The organism is Pontiella desulfatans (assembly GCF_900890425.1).
In the GTDB taxonomy this organism is placed as follows: domain Bacteria; phylum Verrucomicrobiota; class Kiritimatiellia; order Kiritimatiellales; family Pontiellaceae; genus Pontiella; species Pontiella desulfatans.
Map to the genome: position 1 here is coordinate 1,058,180 of NZ_CAAHFG010000001.1, position 22,452 is coordinate 1,080,631.

The window sequence follows — 22,452 nt, forward strand, 5'->3', positions numbered from 1 at the left end:
CATGAAAAAGGCGTGGGCGGGCTATGCCGCCGCACTGGTTCTGCTGGTTCTGCTGGCGGTAGTGGTCTTCCGCTGTGCGCTGGGGGCGGACAACGCCTTTGCCGCATCGGATGCAAACATAGGCCAGATCGCCGGTGGCCGGCCGGAGATGGGGGAAATGTTTGCGCCTAGCTATGGGGGCTTCATCCTGGGGGCCGTCCGCAACCCGCGCTTTTCTCCCTATGGCTTCCTGCACGCCGCGCTGCCACCGTTCCTGTTTAACGATCTTTACGCACCGCTCACGCTAGTGGTGTCGTCGTTCCTGCTCTTGGTCTTCCTGCGGTTGCGGGAACGGAGCTGGGGGGCGTCGTTCTTCGGAGCGGTTTCGGCCTTCTGGCTAGGGTCGGCCACACTGGCCGCGGCCGGGCACTATGGCAAGCTCGGTGTTGCCTGCTTCTTTACCGCCTCCCTGGTGCTACTCGAAAAGAGCCTTGCCGCGCAGGGGCTGCGACGCCTTTGCTGGGCCGTGCTTTGCGGAACGGCGGTCGGGTTCATGCTGCTTTCGCAACAGGACATTGGTTTGCTGTTCGGCGTAGTCCTCGCTCCCTATGCCCTGTTCCGCCTTGTGCAAACCTCGCCGAAGAAGCCACTCGACTGGGCGTCCACGCTGCTACCCATTGCGTTGATCGGGCTGGTTCTTTCGGTCGGTACGGCCCTCTCTGCCTACAAGACCAGTGTGGTTCAGGCCTCTTCCGTCAACGAGTCGACGGACGGCACCTGGAATTTCATTACGCAATGGAGCCAGCCGCCCCAGGAGTTCCCGGATTTGCTCGCCCCCGGCTTCATGGGCTGGAAGAGCGGCGACCCGGATGCGCCCTACTGGGGCAAGACCGGCCAGTCGGCCGAGTGGCCGGGAACCAAGCAGGGCTTCCAGAATTTCCGGCTCGACAGTGTCTACCTCGGCCTCGTTCCATTCATCCTTGCCTTGGCCGCGCTCTTTTCGGTTGGTGGCCGCAAGGAAGGACGCGGGGAGCGGGCTACCTTGATCTTTTGGTGGATCATGGCGCTGGTGTTGCTGGTGCTGGCATTCGGCAAGTTCACGCCGTTGTACAAGCTGGTCATCAAGCTGCCGCTTTTCGGCAGCATCCGCGCACCAATCAAGTTCCTGCACAACCTCGGCATTGTGCTGGGCATTCTCTCCGCCTATGGGATCGATGCCATGCTGGAATCGGAAAAGGCCAGGAAGCGCGTCTGGATTTGCGCCGCGACCGTGGGGGGCTGTTTCCTGTTGAGCGGTTTGGCGCTCATGCTCGGGGCTTCGGGATTCGAGGGCAAACTGACTGCGTGGGGCGATTCCTCGCCGTTGATTTTGAAGCGTATGATGGCCAGCTCGTTCTATGCGGCCGTCGCCGCCGGCCTCTTCTCGCTGCTTGCCGCCAAGGGCGCCGGAAAAACCGCCGCCTTGTTCTGTGGGTTGGCCTGCCTGTTTCCTGTGGTTGATTCACTCTACCTTACAAAGCACTATTTCCACGCCGACGATCTTGCCGAAATGCGGCGGGGCAACCTTGTTATCAACTATCTGAAGGAAAACAACGGGCAGAACCGGGTCTTCACCTTCGACCGAAACGGCATTTACAACCGTTGGATTGGTGTCGATTTCCCCTTGCACGGAATCAAGGGCTTCTGGTTTTGGCAGGCGCCGCGCCTGAGTCAGGAATACAAGGACTACCTGGCCGGGGCTAACCAAAACATCGTTGCCCTGTTGCAATCCACCTCGGTTAAATATGCCCTGGCGCCGGTCGGCGCGGTCAACCAGTTGCCAAAGGATGTCTTCAAGCCGGTCATGTTCTATCGCTTCGGCATGGGGGCGGACGGAAAACTGATCGTGCAATCCATGGCCAGGCCGGAACGTGCGCAGGACCAGGTGATCCTCGAGCTGCAGCAAACGCTGCCGCGCCTATCGCTATTCAGTGGTTGGAAGAAGGTCGCACCGGAGCAGATGATGGGCGAGCTCTTTTCAAAACAGAACAACTTGATGGAACAGGTACTGGTCGATGCCGACCTTCCGGCGGCAACCGGAACCGGCTTTGTTGAACCCGTCTCCGTTGAATGGAAAACCAGCTCGGTCAAGGTGCAGGTGGATGCCAAGCACGATTCCGTCCTGCTGTTCACCCAGCGCTTCCAGCCACAGTGGAAGGCCTACGTCGATGGCCAGGAAACACCGGTCTTCCGGAGCAACGCCCTTTCCATGGGCATCCACGTCCCCGCTGGAACAAAGGAAGTCGTCTTCAAATGCACGGCCAAGAAAATGGGTTCCGTCCTGCAATTGGCGGGGCTGGTGGCATCGGCTGTTTCAATTGGCATATTGGTGGTATGCAGGCGAGCCGGTTGATTATGCGGACGGGCTGTTGCAGATGAAGAGGGGGCGGCGGTAGAACTCGCTGAAGTTCGCCGTATTAGGGTCGAGTGCTTTGGATATTTCTGTTTGCGCTGCGTCAAGTTCACCTGAGTTCAGTGCTGTCAAAATGGATGCATCAAGCTTGTTCAGCTCCGCAGGGTAAGACTTCCCTACGCATTTCCTTGGCATCAGTACGCACTCGATTTTCCATCTAGCTTGCCGCATGAATTTAGCCGTGTAGAAAACTTTTCCTGCATCATCGTCAAGTTCAATGACCGGATGCTGCTTGTTGCCGCCCCAGTTGTATCCCATCTGAAAAATCACCTGGTTACATTTTTTCGCGAGTTGCTCCATGTAGCACACACAGTAGTCGAAAAGGCCTTCCTCTGATCCCATATGATCCTGGTCAAAGTCCACACCCGCATGGTGAAGTACATTGAACAGCAGTAGTGTGTCGTATTTGCCAAGGGAGGGGAGCTCCGTCATCCCGAGGTATTGATGCAAAACATGCATGTTCGGTATTTCAAAGTAGTCGGCGATCGTTTCGATGTAGCGGGAGTGGTTTTCATTTCCCTCCAACGCGGTTACCTTGGCTTTCGGAGTGCCGTGGGCAATGCTTAACGCGAAGAAACCGGTATTCGCCCCGACATCTAGGACGGTTTTCCCCGAAAAATTCATATTCTTTCGTAGGTAGTCCCAACGGGCGGAGTCGCCGCGCCAGTTTTCATCGATGGTTTCGGTATAACCAAGCTTTTCACGGATGAACTGAGGTGTGTTTTGATAGATGGAATGCTTGGATTCGTCGGCATATAGTGCCCGGAGTTTTTCAATGATGTCCATTAAACGACTTTCCTGATGTTGTTGCTGTTGATTGCGACATTGCCCGATTTAAAGGCCTTTGCTGTGTCGGAACGTCCATATATATCCTGCAAACTTTCCGATCGCAAGGTTTCAAGCACTTCCTTAATTTCCGCATGGGCGTCCAGTTTTTCCCCGCGTTCGATGACTTCCATTATGCCTCCTTGCCATGAATAGAGGTTATGCCCGCCCTCCCTTTGCCACGGGAATGAGGTGCCTGTGTAATCGTTGATGAAGCTGATGAAGAGGTTGCTGCCGGCATCGGCCATGAGCTGGGCGGGGCCCCACATCCGGGGGTTGGCTTCAATCATATAGTATTTTCCCCCCTGTTCCTTGACCTCGATCATGGCCAGTCCCCGGTAGTCCAGGTTTTCCAAGAGTTCAAGGTAAGGTGTTATCCATGAAGTCAGATATAGGTCTGAACCCGTGGCCAGAACCATGGACTTCCCGTTGGGTTGTTGTAGCAGGTTGCGTTGAGAATACGTGTTTGTTTCGCCATTGGCATGACGGTAAATCAGGAAATAATACGATGCCCCTTTGATGTAGCGTTGGTAGAAATAAAAAGTTTCGTCACACGTTTCACGAAATCGCCGAAGATCGGCTGCAGTTTCTAGAATTTCGGGAACGACGCGGATTCCCTCGTTGGTAATGTCACATATGGGTTTCGCCACTATCGGCAGGTTGTCCCCAATATTATTTCTGGGAATTTCCTCGGGAATTGGAATTCCGTTGGTTTGGCAAAGTGTGGCGAATGCTTGTTTGTCCGAGAGTTGTTTGTAGACGGCTCTTTCCGGAAGCGGAATTTCCAGTCCCATGGCCTCGAAATGCCTGCGGTTGTCCAACAGGAAGATGTTCAGGAATTCCGAGGACGGTGCAATGATATATTTTGTTGCGGGGATCGATTGCATCGCCTTCCTAAGGCATGCGTCAATTCCCGGAAGATCAAGCTGGGGATGTTGCCGATGGGTGGCAATGTTGCCAGCATAGTCCGTTTGGTAGATGGGATCGTTATTGGACAAGGCAATGATGCAAAAGGGAACCCCCAGTTCTTTCAGCGTTCTGCAAAGACAGATGACGGAACGTTCGTTGAATCCCGAAAAAACAATGAAGCATGTTTTGGATCGCATTCTGTCCCTACCCATTCGGGGTCACCAGTCGGCAGATATTCGAAACGGTTTCTTCGCTCACGGCACTTCCGGTTGGAAGCACGAGAATGCGTTCGGCGACTTCCTCGGTGGCTGGGAGCATCATGCCGGCATTGGGTTGGAGGGATCGGTAGGGTTCCATGCGGTGGCAACCCGGCCAAAAATAGCGGCGGGCGCGGATGTTTTGGGCATGCAGTTTTTCCATCAGTTCGTCTCGGGAGAGGGGGTATTCTTTCCCCACCTCGACCACGATGTATTGCCGGTTGCATTTTTCGGCGTCGTTGAATTCGATGAGCTTGAGTCCGGGGATTCCGGCCAGTCCTTTGCGGTAGGCGGTGTAGTTGATTCGGTTGGTTTCGAGGAAGGTTCCGATTTCCTCTAGATTGACCAGTCCCATGGCGGCGCAGATTTCGCTCATCTTTCCGTTGGTTCCGATGTAACCAACATTGTCCATGCCCTGGAACCCAAAGTTTTGCATGAGCCGGATCTTTTCGGCCAGTTCGTCGTTGTTGGTGGTGATGGCGCCGCCTTCAAAGGTGTTGAAAAACTTGGTGGCATGAAAGCTGAGCACTTCGCATTCGCCAAAGTTACCGATCATCCGGCCGTTATGCGAACAACCGAAGGCGTGGGCGGCATCGAACAGAAGCTTGAGTCCGTTCTTGTCGGCGATGGATTGCAAGGCTTCGATATCACACGGGCGGCTGTAGAGGTGGACGCCCATGATGGCCGTGGTTTTCGGGGTGATGTGCTTTTCGATTTCCGCAGGATCGATGCAATAGGTATTTCTGTCGATGTCGCAAAATACGGGCGTGATTTCCTGCCACTGCAGCGCATGGGCGGTGGCGATGAAGGTGAGCGAGGGAATGATGACTTCGCCGGAGAGACCGAGCGCCCGGATCGCGATTTCCAGAGCCACGGTGCCGTTGCACATCGAGATGCAATGCCTGACGCCCAGGTAGTCCGCCACCGCTTGCTCGAACTCCTGGACCAACTCGCCACGATTGGTTAGCCAGCGCCGGTCGAACATTTTGTTCGCCCTTTCAAAAAACCGCTCACGGCTCCCAATATTCGGGGCACCAACATGCAATGTCTGTTCTTCTTTCATCAAGCCTTCTTCCGTTTCGGTGCGGAACCGAATAGACCGCGCACCATGGCATACACTGTATCGAAACAACCCATCGAGCGCAACATGCCGCCAACGCCATGGTTCAGCAGCGAATATTGGAGGCGGTATAGTTTGCGATGGATCTTCCTGGAGGGTTCGAGGTTGCCCGGCAGTTGCACCGGTGCGTCGTTCAATAGCTGTTTGGGATAGGTCCATCCGAGACCGCAATGGGTGCCGGAACCATCCATCCCGCTGTTGATGCTCAAGGCCTTGTTCGGGTAGATCGCATATTTGTCCTCCAGAAACATATGGAGGTTGATGCGCGCATCGTTGTGCAGAACGCCTTCAAGATAGTTCTTGCGTGACGAGAGGATCGGGCGGTTGCGGCAATAGGCTTTCCACACGGTCGGGTCGTCCAGCCGCTTACGTTCCATTTCCGTGGCTTCGAGGAGATCCTCCCAGCGATCCTTCCACATCGCAAAGCCCCATGGGGAGAACGAGCGCCAGAGGAAAACATCGTGTGGATAGTTGGCCGGCGGCTTGTATTGCGGATGGGTGTGGGCGCAGATGCAGAACACCCGCTCGTCATTCCGGTAGGTTTGCAGCCCTTGGTTCAGGAACTCCAGGTAGTGCGGGGAGCAGACAATATCGTCCTCCATGCGGATAAGGCTGGCGTGTTCCGAGAAAACCCATGCAATGGCGTCCATGGCCGACGCCCGCATGCCCCAGTTTTCTTCGCGAAAGCGGGTGCGGACTTCCTTGAAGCCCTCGATGCCCAGGATGTATGTACGGATCTCCCTGATGATTCTCTTGCGGTCTTCATCCTTCGCACCGTCGGAAACGATATATAGCACGGTTTGGCTGGCTTCCTTGTTCAAAAGGAGAGCTTCGATGCAACGTTGCAGATGCTCCTTGCGGTCGTAGACCGAAATGAGGATGGGCGCGATTCCGTTTGGGTTCATGGATGCGGCGGGGTTCATGCTTTCCTGCAAACGGCTTCTACATTTTCCTTGAGACAGGGATGAAGGTTGTTGAAGAGGGAATAGAGTCGCTGGGCGGGTGAGTTGTAGTGGGCTGGAGGATAGGATGCTGTACGGAGTTTTATGCAGGAACCGCCGCAATGCGCAATCAGCATCGCAAGATCCGTGCGGGTATATTCCCTCCAGTGCGGCGAGACCTCGGCCCCCGGTTTTTCCCCGTCCACATCGATGAAGGACTGCATGGAGGGGTAGGGGTTCTGTCCCGCCATGGCAGCAAGCCGCCGATAGAGGCTTGCCGCGTTCGGTACTGTGACCAATAGGCGGCCCTGCGGCGAAAGCTGTTCGGAGAAGATTTGTCGGAAGACGGGGATCGGGCTGAAGTTCCAATGTTCGATGCATTGGCAACATTCGATCACCTCGAACGTCCCGTCGACAGGTAGGGGTTGTTCGGCGGCCTTGGCAAAGTCGAAGGCAACCGTTTCCAAGCCTTGGGCTTCATAAAAGCCGGCCATGGTTCCGGTCAGCAAGGCAGGATGGTCGAGCAGGGTCCCTTTGATGCCCGTCAGCCGGTTGAGGATGACCAAGGCGATTCCCGGCCAACCACCCATCGAGAGCATTTTCCCTTCCCCAAAGCCTTCTTTCTCTATGATTCCGAGCTGGATGGCGATTTGCGATGAGATGCGTGCGCGGTGCTGGACAAGGTATTTGCGGATGTCGCTTTCGCCATAGTCCGACGCAAGGTGGGCGATATCCTTTAGGAACCGGTCGTATTCCCCGGCGACTTCTTTCAAATGTTGGCTTGTGGGCTTCATCCTACAGGGCTTTCTCCAAGCAATACATGATGGCTACGCCGGTGTGCCATGGCAACCGATTTTTTGGTCGGCGATTTCCCCATAGAGCATCATCCAGTGTTGCCCGAGACCTTCGAGGGTGAACAAGTCCATCCAATCCGTTGGGGCATCGCCGGTGCGCGGGTGCGCCGCGGAAAGGGCTTTTGCCCACGCCTCTTCATGGAGTTCGGCGGTGGTCAATAGTGCTGAGGGAATATATTCCGCTGCGCCGACATAGGGCGACAATATGCAATGCAGGCCGAAGCGGGCGGCCTCGATTACGGCCACGCTGAAGCTATCGTCGGTCGAGGGCAGCACAAAGACGTCCGAAGCGGAGAGCCACTTGCGCTTGGCTTCGTTGTCGGCGTAGCCCGGAAAGCGGATGCTCTCTTTGACCCCAAGGTCATCGACGAGATCGAAAAGCTTTTTTCCGTATTCGGGATCGTAGGGGCCGGCGATAACCAGCATGGAACCGTCGGTTTTTCGCGTTGAAGCCGCCCATGCATTGATCAGCATTTCCGGGGACTTGTCCGGCGAAACCCGGGCGAGGTAGAGGTAGACCGGAACATCGATTGGAAGGTCGAGCTGCTTGCGGGCGTCACTCCTCTCAAGCATGGGAAGCAGTTTGGAGACATCGACCGCATTCGGTATTTTTTCAATGCGCTTGGCAAATTTCAGCGCCCGCATGGAATCGGTCTTTTCCCACTCGGAGCAGACATGCATCAGCGCGGCTCCTTTTATGTTCGGCATTTCCATGGTTGGGAACAGGATTTTCTTCAGGGGGCGCAGGTGTTCGAAGTCATATTTCCCCAGGTGCCCGCGAACGGTGATGACGTAGGGCACCTTGCGAATCTTGGCGATTGTTGCGCCGATGAAGGTGGTGAAGTTCCAATGGCCATTCAGGTGGATTACGTCGAACTCTCGGGCCCGTTTGAACAGCATGCCAAGGGCCTTCACGTTCAGGCCAAGCACACTCGGCCCCCAAAGGCGGGATGCCACGACCTCTATGCCATCCAAACCAAACTGTTCCGGTGTAAGCGGATATTTTTTGCTGAATCCGGCAAAGATCGTCACGCCGGTGCCCTGGCCATGCAATGCCTTGGCATGCACCGCCAGCGAGCGCGGCGCGCCGCCGGCATAGCCCGACAGCGATCCGCCCACCAATGCAATGTTCAGTCCCTTGCTCATTAAAGTTCCGATAGTGCCTTATTCAGCGAAGCAACGTCCACCTTGATGTTCGCCCAAACGTGATGGGCGTCGATTTGCCTGTGCAACATGCGTTCGCCGCCCTGGCCGACGAGGGCGGTGTGGTGCAGGCCGCGGACGGCCGCGAGTTGCTTGAAGCAGGGGTTGAGGTAGTAGGGGGAGAACAGCTCGATCACCTTTGCTCCCGACGGGCAGAATGCGAGGTTGGTGAGTTCCGCGCCGTGGGGCGATACGATTACCGAAGCTGAAGCGAACAGCTTCATTTGCTCCGCTACGGTCAATTTTCCGGGATGCACGGTTTCGAAACCATATTTTTCCAGCAGGGGCAGGATTTCGTTTTCATTCAGGATCCGCCGGCGCCGGGCCCCGGAACGCGAAATGTAGAGTCGTCGCCCTTCGCCGGAGGTCGGCGGCATAAAGCTACGCACAAAGTCCAGGCCTTCTGGCGACGGGAGACCGGGGAGGCCTGCGAAGGATGGAACGAACAACTCCTTCGCCTCGATGTGGCATTCAGGGGAGGCCTCAACTATCTTTTCTTGAGGAATGCCCAGCATGCCGAGCCATTCGAGGTGGAAGCGGCTTTGGTTGTCGATGTAGTAGCCGTCGATTTCGTTCGCCATTCCCTGCAGCAGGCTAAGGCGCGGGACGGAGTCGAGCGTCCAATGGAAGTAGTTGTCGCTACCCGGCGATGTAATCACGGCAAGTCGGCCTTCGAAGTGTTCGGGGTCCGGCACCCGGCGTTCGCTGAGCAGGTGGTGGTGTTCCTGTTTACGGTGGAAGTCGATGGTGGATTCCGAAAGGATCGCATTTTGCGGGGAGATCACCGTGCCGTCACCCAGCACACGTCCATGGGGCAGGCGCAGTACGAAGGTTTCGGGAAACTCCACGCGTTTGTCCTTTCCGAGCAGGGGACGGGCATTCTCCGGCTCAACGATGGTTGGCGGAAGAGAGAACGCGATGGCCTCGGAGCGCTTTTGATACGATCCATGGCCATCGCGGCAGCTGATAATGGATGCTGGTGCGGGGTGGGAATGGCGAAAGCCGTTGCGCAATGCATTCCATTGCATCCGCCCTTCGGACAGGGTTCGAAAGAGCGTTGAGCCAACCTTGTATTTCCCAAGATAGCTCATGCCCCTCCGGTTCCTTCCTGAACATGTCGCAAAATCGGGTCTATGGTTTTTTTTGCGCAGGTTTCGTAGTTGCAGATGCGCTTGCTGAGTTCCAAGGCTGCTGCTCCAAACTGCATGCGTTTGGCTGGAGATGCAGCGAGTTGCTTTAGCTTGTCGCAAAAGATCTCCGGTTGTTCCGGAGGGAAGAGATAGCCGTTGGTTTGGTTGTCGATGAATTCGGCGATGCCTTCGAGCTGGACGGCGAGGATGGGTTTGCCGCAGGCCATTTCGTGGTTGAGGGTGTCGGTCATGTGGAAATGGTCGGTTTCCTGCCCGATGCGCATGACCAGGCCGATGTCGGAGGAGGCGAGGGCTTGGTTGAGCGCCTTTTCCGAGGGGAGCCAACCGGTAAACACGATCCGGTCGGATAGGTGGAGCTGTTCGGCGAGTTTTTTGAGGTGGGCCATTTCGGGGCCGTCGCCGATCAGTAGATATTTCAGGTTGGGCAGATCGTCTCTCAGTTCGGCCATCCGCCTCAGGATCCAATCGTTGCCTTTGTTGGGGTGCAGGATGCCGTGGTGGCTCAAAACGAGGTCGTCATCGCTGAAGCCAAACTTGTTGCGGGTGGTCTTCCGGGTTTCATCGTCGACCGGATGGAACTTCGAATGGTCGCAGGGATTGGGGACAACGTGGATACGGTCGGCCTGCACGCCGCGTTCAACCAAAAACTTTTTGGCGAATTCAACATGCGTATAGACCACGGGCAGCTTTTGCCAGCTCTTGCAGTCCATCCGCTCCACCCAGTTGCGTAGCCCGTGCAGGCCGGGCTTTCCCTCCGTATAAATCCGGGCGAAAAAGTCCATCACCATGACGCCGATGTTCGGGCCGTAGAATTTCCGGAGAATCATCGTGCCGAGCGGCAGGGTTTCCTCCCAATAGATAAAGTCGATGCCCATTTTCCTGCATCGCCGCCCGATGCCCGGGAGGGCGAGGTAGAAGCGGAGGGTTTTCGTCCACTTGTGCTTCGGGTTGGAGCGGTCGAACGTCCAGGGCAACAGATGCATGTGCAGTTTGCCCCGTAGCTTCTCGTTTTCGGGTTCCGACGATTCGGGGCCAATGAAGTGGACTTCGGCAACAGGCGAAAGCTGGTCCACCATGGCCGGAACGGCGTGGCCGCCGCAGCAGGTCCAGCCTTCCAGCCCATAGCGGTGGATGAAGGCGATTTTTTTCTCCTGCCTCATGCGGCCAGCACCACGGCGTTGCGGTGTTCGGGGTTGAGATTGAAGTGGTACATCATGAAGGTGCCGGCAATGGCGTTGAGCTGGGTGAGTTGCCGCCCGGCCAACTGGGTGTTGACAACGGCGTCCGGATGGGCGGCCCTTTGCCAGGCGCGCAGGATGGCGAGCACGTCGGGCGGGATTTCCAGGGTGGGGAGCTTGTGTTCCTTGGCGCACCGGGCGCAGGCCACGCCGCCTTGCGATGCACAGAAGCGCAACTCCTTATCCGAGGAGCAGAGCACGCAGTGGCCAAGGTTCGGGCTGTGCCCGTGGTGGGTGCAGAAGTGGAGTTCCGCCCACAGCAGGAACTGGGGCCGCCTACCGTAGGTTCCGGCTAGGTCGAGCAGCTCCTCGAAGAGTTCGAACTGTTCGGGGTGTGGCGCATCTTCCGGGGTGGAGCGGTTGAAGAGGGCGGAAAGATACGATGCCGTCTGCATGGCCCGCCAGTCGTTGCGGAAGGCTTCCCGGCGGTGGATCAGGGCGCATTCCTTTCCGGTGTGCAGGGAATGGGTGCGGTTGCCGTAATAGAGCAGTTCGCTGGTGCTGAACAATTCGTATTCCCCCAGGAACGGGCTCTTCGGGCGCAACGCCCCCTTCAGCAACGTCGATATTTTCCCGTGGTGGCGCGTTAGCCAGTGCACAATCCGCGAGGTGCTGGAGTAGGGGTAGATGGCGAGGGGGATGGCTGTTGCCCGGACGATCATTCAACCTCCGAGCAGGTTTGAGCGCAACGCGATTAGGGTGACCGTTACGCCATAGTAAATCAGTAGGGCGAGAATATCGATCGATGCCGTCACGAAGGGGCCGGATGCAACGGCCGGGTCGGCGTTGGCGCGGTTGAGCAGCAAGGGCGCAAAGGCACCGAATACGGCGGCGAACATCATGGCGCTGAAGAGGGAAACGCCGACGGTGAAGGCGAGGAAGATGGCCGGAATTTCACTGGAGCTTCCAACCATGAAATGCGACCAAACTCCGATGATCATCCCGCAAATCAATCCCATCAAGGCTCCTGTGGCCAGTTCCCTGCCGAGGAGTTTGAAGAGTTCCTGGTCGGAAAACGAACCAACCGCCAGGCCGCGAATGATCAGCGTGGAGGACTGGATCCCCGTATTGCCGCCCATGGCCATGATGATCGGGACAAAAAAACTGAGCGCCACAATATGGTGGTCGATGAAGCGCTTGAGAATGACGCTGCTGACGAACCCCGCAAAAAGGGTGATCATCAACCAGGGAAGACGGGTCTTGACGGCATGCAGCGGGGAGGAATAGTCGAGTTCCGAATCGTCGGAACCGGCCAGTTTGAAAATGTCTTCCGAGGCCTCTTCCTCGATGACGTCCATGATGTCGTCCATCGTAATCCGGCCGACCAGCTTGTTTTGCCAATCAAGAACCGGCAACGAGCTGAGGTCGTATTTGGTGGCCAGGCGAGCCACTTCTTCCTGGTCGGCATCGGTATGGACGGAAATGGTTTCCTTGTCGGCCAGTACGTCCAGGGTCTGATTCCGGTTGGCTTGCTTGAGCAGCTCCCAGAGCTGGATCCAGCCCGTCAAGCGCCCCTCTGCGTCAACGACGTAGAGATAGTAGAACGGCTCATCCAGATCAAGTGAACCGATGTAGTCGATTGATTCGCCGGCGGTCATGTTGGCGCTCGCGGCGACAAAGTCGGGGGTCATGATACCGCCGGCGGTGTCTTCGTGGTATTGCAGGAGTTCGCGGACTTCTTCGGAATCCTCCGACTCCATCAGGTCAAGAATCTCTTTGCTGCGCTCTTCCAACTCACCCAAGACGTCGGCGGCATCGTCCGGTGCCATCTCTTCGACGATGTCCGAGATTTCCTCGTCGGAAAGATCTTCCAGGATGTCGGCTTCGGTCTGGTCATCCAGCTCGGCGAGTACGTCCGGCTTGATCTCGTCTTCGATTAACTCGAACAGCTTGGTGTGTACGCTGCCCGAGGCGTGGTTTATGATTTCCGCAATATCGGCCGGGTGCAATTCCTCGAAGAACTTTGGGATCTGTTCCCAAAGCTCGCCTTTGATGCAGAAATTAATCCGCTCCTTGATCCGGTTGATGTCCGACATGGGGAATCCAATTACCTGGTTATTTCCCGGCGCTGACCAGTTCGACTTCGAAGATCAGCCAGGCGTTTGGCGGGATGACCCCGCCCGCGCCGCGCGCGCCGTAGCCGAGGTTCGGGGGAATCACGAGTGTGCGTTTTCCACCTTCCTTCATCAGCATGATGCCTTCGTCCCAGCCCGGAATAACACGGCCCGCGCCAACGGGGAACTGGATGGGGTCGCCACGCTCCACGGAGCTATCGAACACCTCGCCGGTCAAGAGTTTGCCGGTGTAGTGGACGCTGACCGTGGTCCCTTTTTCCGGGGATGCCCCTTCGCCGGCTTTTTCGATGGTGTACATCAGGCCGGAAGCGGTCTTTTCGACGTTCGGGAACATTTCCTTGATCTTGGCTTCCTGTTCGGCGGCGGCCTTGGTGGCTTTTTCCTTTTTGATTTTTTCAAAATTGGCCAGCAGGTTGTCGAAGGTGGCCTGGTCGGATTTGAAGGCCATGGCTTTTTCACCCACACGGAGAATGGTCAGTTTCTTGATCTTGTCGCCTTTGGCGATGGCATCGACCACATCCTGTCCCTTGACCACGTGCCCGAAGACCGTGTGCTTGCCATCGAGCCAAGGTGTTTCCTTGTGGGTAATGAAAAACTGGCTGCCGTTGGTACCCGGGCCGGCGTTCGCCATGCTCAGGATGCCCGGGCCCGTGTGTTTCAGGGAGGAGTCGATCTCGTCCGGGAACTTGTAGCCGGGGCCACTGCGACCGCTGCCTTCGGGGCAACCGCCCTGGATCATGAAGTCGGGGATGACCCGGTGGAAAACGAGTCCGTCGTAGTACGGTTCCCCGGCGGCCTTTTTGTCGTTCTTCATTGTGCCTTCGGCCAAACCAACAAAGTTGGCGACGGTGAGCGGGGTCTTTTCGAATTCAAGCATGCAGAGGATTTCGCCTTTCGAAGTGTCGAACTTGGCGTAGAGGCCAGGCTGCTTGGGCGCGTTTTCTGCGCCGGCAAAGGATGCCGCGGCGATGGCGGTTGCGAGGATGAAAGATTTTTTCATGGTTACCTTCTTGGTTGAGTATGTGAAATTAGGGGAAACGTACTGTAATCAGCGTGCATGTTGAAGTCTGGAATTGCCTTTAGTAGTGCGGGTAGTTGGAGGGGTAGGTGTTTCCTTCGTAGCGCCGCCAGTGTTTGTATGACCACAGCCAGTATTCCGGGTATTTCCGGATTTGCTCCGACACGTTGTCCTCGATCAGCCGGGTCAGTTCAAGCGCCATGTTGTCTGGATCCTCCGCCTTGTCGAAGGGCGGGGGCTGAATGCAGCAGGCGATCTCGATAAGGTATTTCCCGCCGGGGCAGGGTCGGCAGAAACCCAGCATGATTTCCGTTCCGGTGCGGTAGGCCAGCGCCGCCGGAGCGGAAGAAACCATCATGGGCAACCCGAGGAAGTCGACCTTGATGCCTCCATTTTCCGGGGACGTGTTTTGATCCAAGACAAAGGCCGCCTTGCCGTTCTTGCGGAGCCGGGCAATCAACGCCCGCAACGCCCCTTTGCGCGGGATGATCGTTTGCCCGGTGCGTTCGCGCATTCCGATCAGGAGCCGATCCACCATTTTGTTTTTGATCGGGGCGGCAATACTGGCCAAATCCGCTCCCAGCAACGCACAGGTCTGCCCCATGAGTTCCCAGCTGCCCATATGGGCCGTGATGCAAATCAGCGGTCGGTCTTCCAGAAACCGATCCTTGAGCGGCCCGTTCTTGAACTCGACATATTCCCCGATGCGCTTTTCCGGGTTCACCGAAAACCAGAGCACGTCCAGCATGGTTTGGCTGAAGGTGGCAAACGAGGAGGCGAGAATCCTACGTTTTTCCCGAACCGACTTCGTGTTTCCGAAGACGGCATCCAGGTTCTTCATCCCGATGGATTTTTCACGGATCGGAAGCACCATGCCCAGATGGCCCAGAGCTTTCGCCAGACCGACGATTGCCCGGCGGGGCAGCAGGGGGACCAGTGCCTTGGTTGCCATGAACAGGCCCGTTTCGAACGGGCGCCGCAGCGTTCTTCTTGTTTGTTTCCAATTCGCCATGCCGATTTCCAAAAATGAACCTCAAACTTTATCGACAACCTCGGTGCAGACCAATATTTTTCTGCCATGTGTAAACGTAGGCCGGAGGGAATAGGTTTATGTATTTTGTGCTGATAACCCTGGTGCAACCCGGCACCTCCTGTGGAAGCGGTTGGCGAACAACGATAAAGAAAAGGTGAAAGACGATGATCTTGATGAAAACGTCCAAAGGGGACATTAAAATCGAACTCGATTCGGAGAAGGCGCCCAAGACGGTTGCCAACTTCATGAGCTATGTTGCATCCGGCCACTATGGCGGAACCATCTTCCATCGCGTAATGGACGGTTTCATGATCCAGGGGGGAGGTTTCGACGAAGCCATGAACCAGAAACCGGCACCCGACACCGTTGAAAACGAAGCAGCCAACGGTCTTTCGAACAAGGTCGGCAGCATTGCCATGGCGCGCACATCCGATCCGCATAGCGCTGGCGCCCAATTCTTCATCAACGTTAACGACAACAACTTCCTCGACCATCCCGGTCAGGATGGATGGGGCTACTGTGTTTTTGGCCAGGTTGTTGAAGGCATGGAGGTGGTCAACGACATCAAGGGCGTTGCCACCGGCAACGCCGGCCCTCATCAGAATGTGCCGACAGAGGCGGTTGTGATCAACGAGGTGGTCGTTGTCGATTAACGAACCATGGACAAGGGGCGCGAAAGCTTGATCGAGGCCATACAGTCGAGTGGATTCCAATCCGTTTGGGCTGTGACGGGTGGCGGTGTCGGGGCCGTGCACGCCATGTTGGCCCACCCGGGAGCTTCCCGCTTCGTTCTCGACATCCGGATTCCCTACAGTCCGGATGCACTGGCCGGTTTCCTGGGCAAGACTCCGGCGTCATCGTGCTCGGAGGATGCCGCCCGGGCCATGGCCCAGGTTGCATTCGATCACGCCTCAAGTCTCACGCATCACGCCCTGGGCATTGCCTGCACCGCCGCCTTGCAAACGAAGCGGACGCGCCGGGGAGCCGATCGCGCCCACATCTGCATCCAGTCGGCCGGGCAAACCGTATGTGAAAAAGTGGATGTTGCCCCCGGATCCCGTTCGCAACAGGATGCTTTCCTGAGCGGGGTGCTGCTGGACCGGATTGCGGAATTCGTTGGAGCGGATCAATGAAGGATGCCCTGGACCGACTCATTGCCGGCGAGCTGCCCTTCATCCTTGTTGGGCGGGATGACTTTCCCGAAAAAGCCATTCTGCTCTCCGGTTCATTCAATCCACTGCACGCGGGGCACGAGGGCTTGTTGCTTGCGGCAGAAAAGGTGGCGGAACGCGAGGGGGTGCTCGAGCTGTCCGTGCTCAACGTCGACAAGCCTCCGCTCAACATCGTCGAGGTGGAGCGTCGCTTGCTTCAGTTGAAGGGGCGCTACACCGCCGTGTTGACCTGTGCGCCCACCTTTGCCGAAAAAGCAGACCTCTTGCCAGGCGTCTGGTTCGCCATGGGCTACGACACCGCCATCCGGTTGCTCAGTCCCGAATACCACGACGATGTTCCCGCGATGCTCTCGCGCTTCCGTGAACTGGATGTCCGTTTCGCCGTGGCCGGCCGGTTGCACGGCGGGCGCTTCCAAGGGTTGGGCAACATCGAAATCCCCGCAGGCTTCGAAGACCTGTTCATCCCCATCCCGGAAGAGCTGTTCCGGGAGGACATCAGCTCCACTGCGCTGCGCTCCCAATAAAAAAGCACAAAGCCCGACGAACGGTCTTTGTGCTTTTTGTGCCTCTTGATGCGATGGGTTACATTGCGGCCAGGGCCGCTTCTTTAACCAGGTCGCCGAGTTCGGTGGTCGAGGCGAGGGTGTTGCCTTCGCGCCACAGGTCGCCGGAGCGATAGCCATCGTTGAGCACTTTTTCAACACCGGCGCGGATCGCGTTGGCTGCGGCCTCTTCGCCGAGGGTGTCGAGCATCATGGCCGCGGAAAGGATCATCGCGATCGGGTTTGCCTTGCCCTGTCCGGCAATGTCCGGAGCGGAACCGTGAACCGGCTCGAAGATGCCAACCGGGCCGCCGACGGATGCCGACGGCAGCAGGCCGAGCGAGCCGCCGAGTGTTGCGGAGGCATCCGACAAAATGTCGCCGAAGATGTTTCCGGTCAGGATCACATCGAACTGGCGTGGATTAACCACCATCTGCATGGCGGCGTTGTCGATGTAGAGGTGGTCGAGTTCCACGTCGGAATATTCGGCCTGGTGCAACTCGATGACGGTATCGCGCCAGAGGCGGGAAACTTCGAGGACGTTGGCTTTGTCGACGCTGGTCACTTTGTTGCGGCGCTTGCGGGCCCATTCGAAGGCCACACGGGCAACACGTTTGATTTCGCCGACGGAGTAGACCATCGTGTTCCAGGCTTTCTTGTCGTCGCCTTCGCCTTCGGTGCCGACAGGCTGGCCGAAGTAGATGCCGCCGGTCAGTTCGCGGACGGTGAAGAGGTCGAGGCCGGCTACGGTTTCGGGGCGCAGCGGCGAGTTTTCGGCCAGCGACGCAGGAACGGTGACCGGACGCAGGTTGGCAAACGCACCCAGTTCCTTGCGGATTTTAAGCAGGCCGCTTTCCGGGCGCATGGCGCCGGTGAGAGCATCCCATTTCGGGCCGCCAACGGCGCCGAGCAGCACGGCGTCGGACGCCTTGCAGGTTTCAACCACGGAATCGGGCATCGGGTCGTTATGGGCATCGATCGCCGCTCCGCCCGCATTCTGTTGCGTGTATTCGAGGGCAAAGCCGGCTTTTTCGGAGACGGCGTCGAGCACCTTGACGGACTCGGCGATCACTTCGGGGCCGATGCCGTCGCCCGGAAGCAGGGTGATTTTATAGGTTTTGGACATGATTCTTCCTTTGTTTTTTAAAATGAAGCGCGGATTTTGCCAGAGGTACGGGGGAATGCAACCGCAAAAAAACGGGTGCCTTTTCCGGCACCCGTTGCCATTGATGGTATTGCGAAGTTGAGCCTACTCCCCGGCGGCCTGCGTTGGCCACTGCTGCTCATCGCCGGTGGTCAGGATTTCGGAAAGTAGTTGTTCGGTCACGTTGTGTTTCTTGGCAATCTCGTTGCGGTATTGCTCCATCAATTTTCCCTCCGCCCGTTTGGCTTTTTTCCTGCGTTGTTCGCGCTGTGCCGGGGTCTGGTGTATTTTGATTGGGAAAATATTCATCGCCTTCTTTTCCGCCGTGACCCGGGCGGCGCAGAGTTCCATATAGACCGCCTTTTGTTCGGCTTCGGGAAGGGCCGTTTTTACGACCTCCTTCTTTTCCGTTTTCCGTGCGGCCTTTTCCTCCTTGGAAAAGAATTGTCCGGAAGAAGACAGTGCGATGAAGGCAAACAGGAGTATCAATGCGGCTTTCTTCATTTCATACCTCTGGGTTTCGGCTACGGGTGGACATCTCGCCACCTGCGAATAGCGTACTCGCGATATGAAAATGGGCAAGGAAGAAAAAGGGTGCCGTTGCAAAGGGTTAGGCTATCATGAACCTCTTTTCGCTCCTTAGCGTCCGCCTCCCCCGTCGCCGCCTCCGCCGCCACGGTTTCCTCCGCGTCCGCCACCGGAGCCGCCGCGCCCACCGGGCACTTGCAGGGAGGTGGCGGAAATAATGTCTTCGACATGGGCGGCGAATGCCTGTGCATCTTCGCCTTCATAGCCGAGGTCGGTTCCCAGTTGCTTGAACATGACCGTTCGCTCCTGGTCCATCAGGGGGCGGACATCCCGCATTTGCGTGAAGAGTTCACGCATGGCATCGCGGTCGGGGGCTGCTTCGGGATCCTGGAATTGTTCGGTCAGCGCCCAGACATTGGCCATTTTCGACACGAGCAGATCGTGGTTTGCCCGTTCCTCTTCGGTCATGGTTGAGGTGTCTAGATCCATGAAGGTTGCGGTTCGTTCGGCCAGGTTGTAGCGCATGCTTTGCTGGCGCTCCTCGCGCTCCTTGATCATTTTTGCATAGCCCTCGGGATCCTCGGCCTTCATCTTGGCCATGCGCTCCTCGAACGATTCGCGCTTCGGGCGTTCGTTTTCCTGCTCCTGTTCCTCCTTGGGCATCTGGTTGCGGGCCAGCTCGATGAGCAGGTTTTCGACCTCCGCATCCTTCTTGGCGAGCAGGGAGAGCAGTTCGGCGACATCGTTGGTGGCAAGTGGCGCCCCGCCCATGGCCGCGTCAATGTCCATGTCCGGGACAATCGCCTTCATCCGGGCAATTTGGGCGCGTAGTTCCATGGCGTCGTTTTCGGCTTTGCTGGCTTTTCCTAACGTCGAAACGGTCGCAGCAATGCATGCGACGGCAACAACGAGCGATGCCCCCGCAATGTATGAGGGAAGGTTTTTATTCATGTTTTTCTCCATTCTTCAGCGAATAACGGCACGTTCCGTAAAATGTTGCATGTTTTTTGCCCACTACTGGAAAATGTCGGTTTTGAGGCGCTGGTAGTCGTCGAACGCCACGGGCAGGCTGAGCAGGATGTTGACCATGGCGGCAATCACCATGGCCGTGAAAATGCAGATCATGATGCCGATCTGGTATTTGATCGCGGCCATCGGCATGGCCCCGCCGAGGATTTGGCCGGTCATCATGCCGGGCAACGAAACGATGCCCATGGTGGCCATCGTGGAGATGGAGGGATTGACGCAACCCTTGATGGCGGTGCGCAGGTAGGGGAAGGTGGCCTCGCGCAGGGTGGCGCCCAGCATCAGGTAGGTCATGAATTCGTGTTCGTTCTTGCGAATGCCGCTATAGAACCGTTCCAGGCTTAGCACGTTGCTGCGCTGGCAGTTGCCGAGGATCATGCCGATGATCGGGATCATGTAGCGCGCGTCGTAGAACGGCTCGGGGCGGATGGCCACGAGGATGAACCAGCCGCTGACGATCAACGTGCTGGCGGCCACGCCGGTGAGGGTGCGCCAGAAAAAGAACCGCCGCTTCAAACCGGACTTCCCGAGAATACTCATGTTGGCCGCCACCATCATCAACACGACCCAGGCCAGGTTGACCCATCCATTGTTCAGCTGGAAAATATATTTCAGGTAGAGGCCAACCAGCACCAGCTGTACCGCCATCCGGATGGCCGAAACGATGGTTTCGCGGACGACCCCGATGCGGAGATAGAGAAAGATGCCGATCGGGATGAGCAACAACGCGAACATCGACACCGTGGCGGGAATGGACATCTCGGCGATCATTTCGAGGTCTCCTCAAGCTGCCGGTTTTCAATGGCGATGATCCTGTTGCAGGCGGCAATCCAGTCGGGATCGTGCGATACCGAGAGCAATGTGATCCCGGGGCGGAACAGTTCCTCCATGACAGCCGCCTTGCTTTCCGGATCGAGTGCGGATGTAACTTCGTCCGCGAGGAATACGGTTTTCCCCAGCAGCAGGGCGCGGGCAATGGCAATGCGCTGTTTTTCGCCCCCGGAGATGCGCTTGGAGGGTTTGTCCAGTATATCGGTCGAGAGGTGCAACCGCCCAAGGGTCTCGATAATCTCCTTTTCCGGAGGTTGGTTTCCCCGGTGGGCCTTGAAATTGAACGGCAACAAAAGGGCATCGCGAACTTGATCCGCTCCAAGCGTGGGCTCCTGGCCAATGAAGGCAATCCGCGCCCGTATCTCGGCAACGGTGGCGGGCGATAATTCCAATGAATGGATCCGGATTGAACCCTGGCCCAGGGGAATTGCCCCGATGGCACTCTTCAGCAGCGAGCTTTTGCCGCAACCGGATGCCCCGCGAATCACAACCTTGTCGCCATCCGCAATCTGCAGGCTCACGCTCTCCAGCAGCGTCTGCCGGTGCACCTTTAATGTAATGTTTCTAAATTCAATCATGGATGTTTTTTTAAACCGCAAAGGAACGCAAGGATCGCAAAAGTAATTGGGGTGGGATTTTGCGTTCTATGCGTTCTTTCGCGGTTAATTTCATTTTAGAGTCCGATAGCGATGATGATAGGCAGGGTGATGGCGGAGAGCAAGGTGCTCAGTGCAATAATCCGGCTGGCCAGGGTGGCATCGTTGCCCATCACATCCGCCATCACATACGACATGCCGGCGGCGGGGCAGGCCAGGTAGAAAATGGCAATCATTCGTTCCGTCGTCGATAGGTCGAACAGCCCCGCCAACAGGAAGCCGATGGCCGGCGTGACGACCACCTTGATCAACGAGGCAATTAGGGACGGGGATGCCACTCCCTTCACGCGCTCAAAGGCGAGTCCCGATCCGATGCTCAGCAGAACCAGCGGAAGCGCCGTTTTGCCAAGGGCTTCCAGCGAACGATGGAGAAAGAGGGGGAGTCGGATGCCTAGCACGTTGAGGGCAATGCCCACCACGCACGACATCAGCAACGGGTTTTTAACCATTTGGATGAAAAACGTCGCAATCGAGTCGCCCGCACTATGCTTGCCCTTGCCATAGTGGAGCAGCACCGTAACCCCGAGAACGTTGAACAACACGACCACCGGCGCCAGCACCACCGTACCCAGGGCTTCTGCCGAAGCATCAAGGCCGGATAGCGTGTAGATGATGACGGGCAATCCAATAAAAGCGCCGTTGCCCCGGAACGATCCCTGAATGAACGAGCCGGTCGTCGGCGCTGGCAGCTTGAGGACTTTGGCAACACACCAGGCAAACAATAGGCTGAGCAAAGTGCCTGCGCTGAACAACAGAACAATCTTGTAGATGGTGTCGAGTTCCAGCGTGGCCTGGCTGATGTTGCCAATGAGCAAGGCCGGCAGCGCAAACCAAAAAACAAACTTGTTCAGTCCCTTGAAAAAGGCGTCCGGAAAAAAGCCGGTCTTCTGCAAAACCTTGCCCAAGGCGATCAGCAAAAAGATCGGCGCTATGCTGTTGATGATAAACATGGCGCCGATGGTAGGGGTTCCGGGCTAGGGATACAAGGATGGGCCTTGCCTATGGGTAAACGTCGAATTAAAGGAAATGGATGTTGCCGGGATAGTCCCAGGTTTTTCCTCCACTGGCCTTGACGGCGCCGATGATGGGATAGACGAAGGCGAGGATGCCGAGGATGATGAGCAAGGGGATGCCGATGACGAAAATGCTGAGCAGGGCGAAGATAATGCCGTAGATGATTTCCGTGAGGATCCAGTTGATGACGATCCGTCCATGCCGGTCGATCACCGGCGAGTCGTTGCGCTTGATGAGCCAGAGGACGATCGGAATAATCCATCCGCCAAGGGGAATCAGATAGCCGCCAAACTGCGACAGGTGGAGCAACACGCCCCAAAGTTCATCGTCGGAGGAGGCCATCCCGCGGCTTGGGCTTTGCGCGAAGCCCTGGTGTTGGGTCAGCAGCGCATGCTTTGCTTCGCGGAATTCAGCATCCGAGAGGGCACCGTTCCGGTGGAGGGCCTCGAGTTTTTCCAGTTCTTCAATCAGGTTCATCGTATCC

General features: G+C 57.1%; 23 protein-coding genes. 4 read left to right on the forward strand and 19 right to left on the reverse strand.

The features are described 5' to 3' along the window. The first annotated feature begins 1 nt into the window (after nt 1). Nucleotides 2-2,371, forward strand: a complete 2,370-nt coding sequence (locus tag E9954_RS04100; RefSeq protein ID WP_136077957.1) for a glycosyltransferase family protein — start codon at nt 2-4, stop codon at nt 2,369-2,371. Here the strand turns inward: E9954_RS04100 and E9954_RS04105 are convergent, their stop codons facing one another. The 12 genes from E9954_RS04105 to E9954_RS04160 all read right to left on the reverse strand — a co-directional run bounded on the left by E9954_RS04105 (nt 2,372) and on the right by E9954_RS04160 (nt 15,034). Then, a complete protein-coding gene (locus E9954_RS04105) occupies nt 2,372-3,217 on the reverse strand; it encodes a class I SAM-dependent methyltransferase (protein ID WP_136077958.1) in 846 nt (281 codons plus the stop codon). Then, nucleotides 3,217-4,050: an ATP-grasp domain-containing protein gene (locus E9954_RS04110; RefSeq protein ID WP_136077959.1), complete on the reverse strand. Its 834-nt coding sequence runs from the start codon at nt 4,048-4,050 to the stop codon at nt 3,217-3,219. The genes E9954_RS04105 and E9954_RS04110 overlap by 1 nt, the downstream gene beginning before the upstream one ends. 319 nt (nt 4,051-4,369) lie before the next feature. Beyond that, on the reverse strand, nt 4,370-5,485 hold the full coding sequence (locus E9954_RS04115) for an aminotransferase class I/II-fold pyridoxal phosphate-dependent enzyme (protein ID WP_136077960.1): 1,116 nt from the start codon (nt 5,483-5,485) through the stop codon (nt 4,370-4,372). After that, nucleotides 5,485-6,465 carry a glycosyltransferase gene (locus E9954_RS04120; protein ID WP_168441946.1) on the reverse strand — a complete coding sequence of 327 codons (981 nt, stop codon included), beginning with the start codon at nt 6,463-6,465 and terminating at the stop codon, nt 5,485-5,487. Before E9954_RS04120 ends, E9954_RS04115 begins: the two co-directional genes overlap by 1 nt. Continuing rightward, nucleotides 6,462-7,277 (reverse strand): class I SAM-dependent methyltransferase, encoded by an 816-nt coding sequence (locus E9954_RS32265; protein WP_168441947.1) that lies wholly within the window; start codon nt 7,275-7,277, stop codon nt 6,462-6,464. Before E9954_RS32265 ends, E9954_RS04120 begins: the two co-directional genes overlap by 4 nt. A 33-nt stretch (nt 7,278-7,310) precedes the next feature. Continuing rightward, nucleotides 7,311-8,483, reverse strand: coding sequence for a glycosyltransferase (locus E9954_RS04130; protein WP_136077963.1), 1,173 nt, complete (start codon nt 8,481-8,483; stop codon nt 7,311-7,313). Next, entirely contained in the window at nt 8,483-9,631 is a 1,149-nt protein-coding gene (locus E9954_RS04135) for a glycosyltransferase family 61 protein (RefSeq protein WP_136077964.1), read from the reverse strand. Before E9954_RS04135 ends, E9954_RS04130 begins: the two co-directional genes overlap by 1 nt. Continuing rightward, nucleotides 9,628-10,851, reverse strand: a complete 1,224-nt coding sequence (locus E9954_RS04140; protein ID WP_136077965.1) for a glycosyltransferase family 4 protein — start codon at nt 10,849-10,851, stop codon at nt 9,628-9,630. The genes E9954_RS04135 and E9954_RS04140 overlap by 4 nt, the downstream gene beginning before the upstream one ends. Then, entirely contained in the window at nt 10,848-11,591 is a 744-nt protein-coding gene (recO, locus tag E9954_RS04145; protein WP_136077966.1) for a DNA repair protein RecO, read from the reverse strand. Before recO ends, E9954_RS04140 begins: the two co-directional genes overlap by 4 nt. Beyond that, entirely contained in the window at nt 11,592-12,965 is a 1,374-nt protein-coding gene (gene mgtE / locus E9954_RS04150; protein WP_136077967.1) for a magnesium transporter, read from the reverse strand. Between the two features lie 19 nt (nt 12,966-12,984). Further along, complete coding sequence (locus E9954_RS33435; protein ID WP_136077968.1) at nt 12,985-14,004, reverse strand: peptidylprolyl isomerase; 1,020 nt, start codon at nt 14,002-14,004, stop codon at nt 12,985-12,987. Between the two features lie 79 nt (nt 14,005-14,083). Further along, nucleotides 14,084-15,034: a lysophospholipid acyltransferase family protein gene (locus E9954_RS04160; protein ID WP_136077969.1), complete on the reverse strand. Its 951-nt coding sequence runs from the start codon at nt 15,032-15,034 to the stop codon at nt 14,084-14,086. Nucleotides 15,035-15,219: 185 nt separating this feature from the next. Between E9954_RS04160 and E9954_RS04165 the strand changes: the two genes are divergently transcribed. Genes E9954_RS04165 through E9954_RS04175 form a run of 3 tightly spaced genes read left to right on the forward strand, consistent with a single transcriptional unit; the run spans nt 15,220 to nt 16,751 of the window. Then, nucleotides 15,220-15,708, forward strand: a complete 489-nt coding sequence (locus E9954_RS04165; protein ID WP_136077970.1) for a peptidylprolyl isomerase — start codon at nt 15,220-15,222, stop codon at nt 15,706-15,708. 27 nt (nt 15,709-15,735) lie between these two features. Continuing rightward, a complete protein-coding gene (locus tag E9954_RS04170) occupies nt 15,736-16,188 on the forward strand; it encodes a hypothetical protein (protein WP_136077971.1) in 453 nt (150 codons plus the stop codon). Then, the gene (locus E9954_RS04175; RefSeq protein WP_136077972.1) at nt 16,185-16,751 is read left to right on the forward strand and encodes a nucleotidyl transferase family protein; all 567 of its coding nucleotides are present in this window, start codon (nt 16,185-16,187) and stop codon (nt 16,749-16,751) included. Before E9954_RS04170 ends, E9954_RS04175 begins: the two co-directional genes overlap by 4 nt. Nucleotides 16,752-16,809: 58 nt before the next feature. On the opposite strand, the gene leuB is transcribed toward E9954_RS04175, so the two are convergent. The 7 genes from leuB to E9954_RS04205 all read right to left on the reverse strand — a co-directional run bounded on the left by leuB (nt 16,810) and on the right by E9954_RS04205 (nt 22,445). After that, nucleotides 16,810-17,895 (reverse strand): 3-isopropylmalate dehydrogenase, encoded by a 1,086-nt coding sequence (gene leuB, locus E9954_RS04180; RefSeq protein ID WP_136077973.1) that lies wholly within the window; start codon nt 17,893-17,895, stop codon nt 16,810-16,812. Nucleotides 17,896-18,018: 123 nt separating this feature from the next. Next, nucleotides 18,019-18,417 carry a hypothetical protein gene (locus E9954_RS04185; protein WP_136077974.1) on the reverse strand — a complete coding sequence of 133 codons (399 nt, stop codon included), beginning with the start codon at nt 18,415-18,417 and terminating at the stop codon, nt 18,019-18,021. 135 nt (nt 18,418-18,552) lie between these two features. After that, nucleotides 18,553-19,392 (reverse strand): hypothetical protein, encoded by an 840-nt coding sequence (locus E9954_RS32270; RefSeq protein ID WP_168441948.1) that lies wholly within the window; start codon nt 19,390-19,392, stop codon nt 18,553-18,555. A gap of 63 nt (nt 19,393-19,455) precedes the next feature. Continuing rightward, nucleotides 19,456-20,238 (reverse strand): ABC transporter permease, encoded by a 783-nt coding sequence (locus E9954_RS04190; protein WP_136077975.1) that lies wholly within the window; start codon nt 20,236-20,238, stop codon nt 19,456-19,458. Then, nucleotides 20,235-20,876, reverse strand: a complete 642-nt coding sequence (locus tag E9954_RS04195; protein ID WP_136077976.1) for an ABC transporter ATP-binding protein — start codon at nt 20,874-20,876, stop codon at nt 20,235-20,237. The genes E9954_RS04190 and E9954_RS04195 overlap by 4 nt, the downstream gene beginning before the upstream one ends. A 95-nt stretch (nt 20,877-20,971) precedes the next feature. Further along, nucleotides 20,972-21,904, reverse strand: a complete 933-nt coding sequence (locus E9954_RS04200; protein ID WP_136077977.1) for an AEC family transporter — start codon at nt 21,902-21,904, stop codon at nt 20,972-20,974. 67 nt (nt 21,905-21,971) lie between these two features. Further along, entirely contained in the window at nt 21,972-22,445 is a 474-nt protein-coding gene (locus tag E9954_RS04205; RefSeq protein ID WP_168441949.1) for a DUF4870 domain-containing protein, read from the reverse strand. Nucleotides 22,446-22,452: the final 7 nt, after the last annotated feature.

Bases quoted from the DNA above. Each gene is read 5' to 3' on its own strand.
- E9954_RS32270 (WP_168441948.1), bottom strand. From the start codon at position 19,392: ATGAATAAAAACCTTCCCTCATACATTGCGGGGGCATCGCTCGTTGTT.
- E9954_RS04105 (WP_136077958.1), bottom strand. From the start codon at position 3,217: ATGGACATCATTGAAAAACTCCGGGCACTATATGCCGACGAATCCAAG.
- E9954_RS04120 (WP_168441946.1), bottom strand. From the start codon at position 6,465: ATGAACCCCGCCGCATCCATGAACCCAAACGGAATCGCGCCCATCCTC.
- E9954_RS32265 (WP_168441947.1), bottom strand. From the start codon at position 7,277: ATGAAGCCCACAAGCCAACATTTGAAAGAAGTCGCCGGGGAATACGAC.
- E9954_RS33435 (WP_136077968.1), bottom strand. From the start codon at position 14,004: ATGAAAAAATCTTTCATCCTCGCAACCGCCATCGCCGCGGCATCCTTT.
- E9954_RS04165 (WP_136077970.1), top strand. From the start codon at position 15,220: ATGATCTTGATGAAAACGTCCAAAGGGGACATTAAAATCGAACTCGAT.
- recO (WP_136077966.1), bottom strand. From the start codon at position 11,591: ATGATCGTCCGGGCAACAGCCATCCCCCTCGCCATCTACCCCTACTCC.
- E9954_RS04200 (WP_136077977.1), bottom strand. From the start codon at position 21,904: ATGTTTATCATCAACAGCATAGCGCCGATCTTTTTGCTGATCGCCTTG.
- E9954_RS04160 (WP_136077969.1), bottom strand. From the start codon at position 15,034: ATGGCGAATTGGAAACAAACAAGAAGAACGCTGCGGCGCCCGTTCGAA.
- E9954_RS04135 (WP_136077964.1), bottom strand. From the start codon at position 9,631: ATGAGCTATCTTGGGAAATACAAGGTTGGCTCAACGCTCTTTCGAACC.
- E9954_RS04175 (WP_136077972.1), top strand. From the start codon at position 16,185: ATGAAGGATGCCCTGGACCGACTCATTGCCGGCGAGCTGCCCTTCATC.
- E9954_RS04205 (WP_168441949.1), bottom strand. From the start codon at position 22,445: ATGAACCTGATTGAAGAACTGGAAAAACTCGAGGCCCTCCACCGGAAC.
- E9954_RS04130 (WP_136077963.1), bottom strand. From the start codon at position 8,483: ATGAGCAAGGGACTGAACATTGCATTGGTGGGCGGATCGCTGTCGGGC.
- leuB (WP_136077973.1), bottom strand. From the start codon at position 17,895: ATGTCCAAAACCTATAAAATCACCCTGCTTCCGGGCGACGGCATCGGC.
- E9954_RS04100 (WP_136077957.1), top strand. From the start codon at position 2: ATGAAAAAGGCGTGGGCGGGCTATGCCGCCGCACTGGTTCTGCTGGTT.
- E9954_RS04140 (WP_136077965.1), bottom strand. From the start codon at position 10,851: ATGAGGCAGGAGAAAAAAATCGCCTTCATCCACCGCTATGGGCTGGAA.
- E9954_RS04195 (WP_136077976.1), bottom strand. From the start codon at position 20,876: ATGATTGAATTTAGAAACATTACATTAAAGGTGCACCGGCAGACGCTG.
- E9954_RS04115 (WP_136077960.1), bottom strand. From the start codon at position 5,485: ATGAAAGAAGAACAGACATTGCATGTTGGTGCCCCGAATATTGGGAGC.
- mgtE (WP_136077967.1), bottom strand. From the start codon at position 12,965: ATGTCGGACATCAACCGGATCAAGGAGCGGATTAATTTCTGCATCAAA.
- E9954_RS04110 (WP_136077959.1), bottom strand. From the start codon at position 4,050: ATGGGACTGGAAATTCCGCTTCCGGAAAGAGCCGTCTACAAACAACTC.
- E9954_RS04190 (WP_136077975.1), bottom strand. From the start codon at position 20,238: ATGATCGCCGAGATGTCCATTCCCGCCACGGTGTCGATGTTCGCGTTG.
- E9954_RS04185 (WP_136077974.1), bottom strand. From the start codon at position 18,417: ATGAAGAAAGCCGCATTGATACTCCTGTTTGCCTTCATCGCACTGTCT.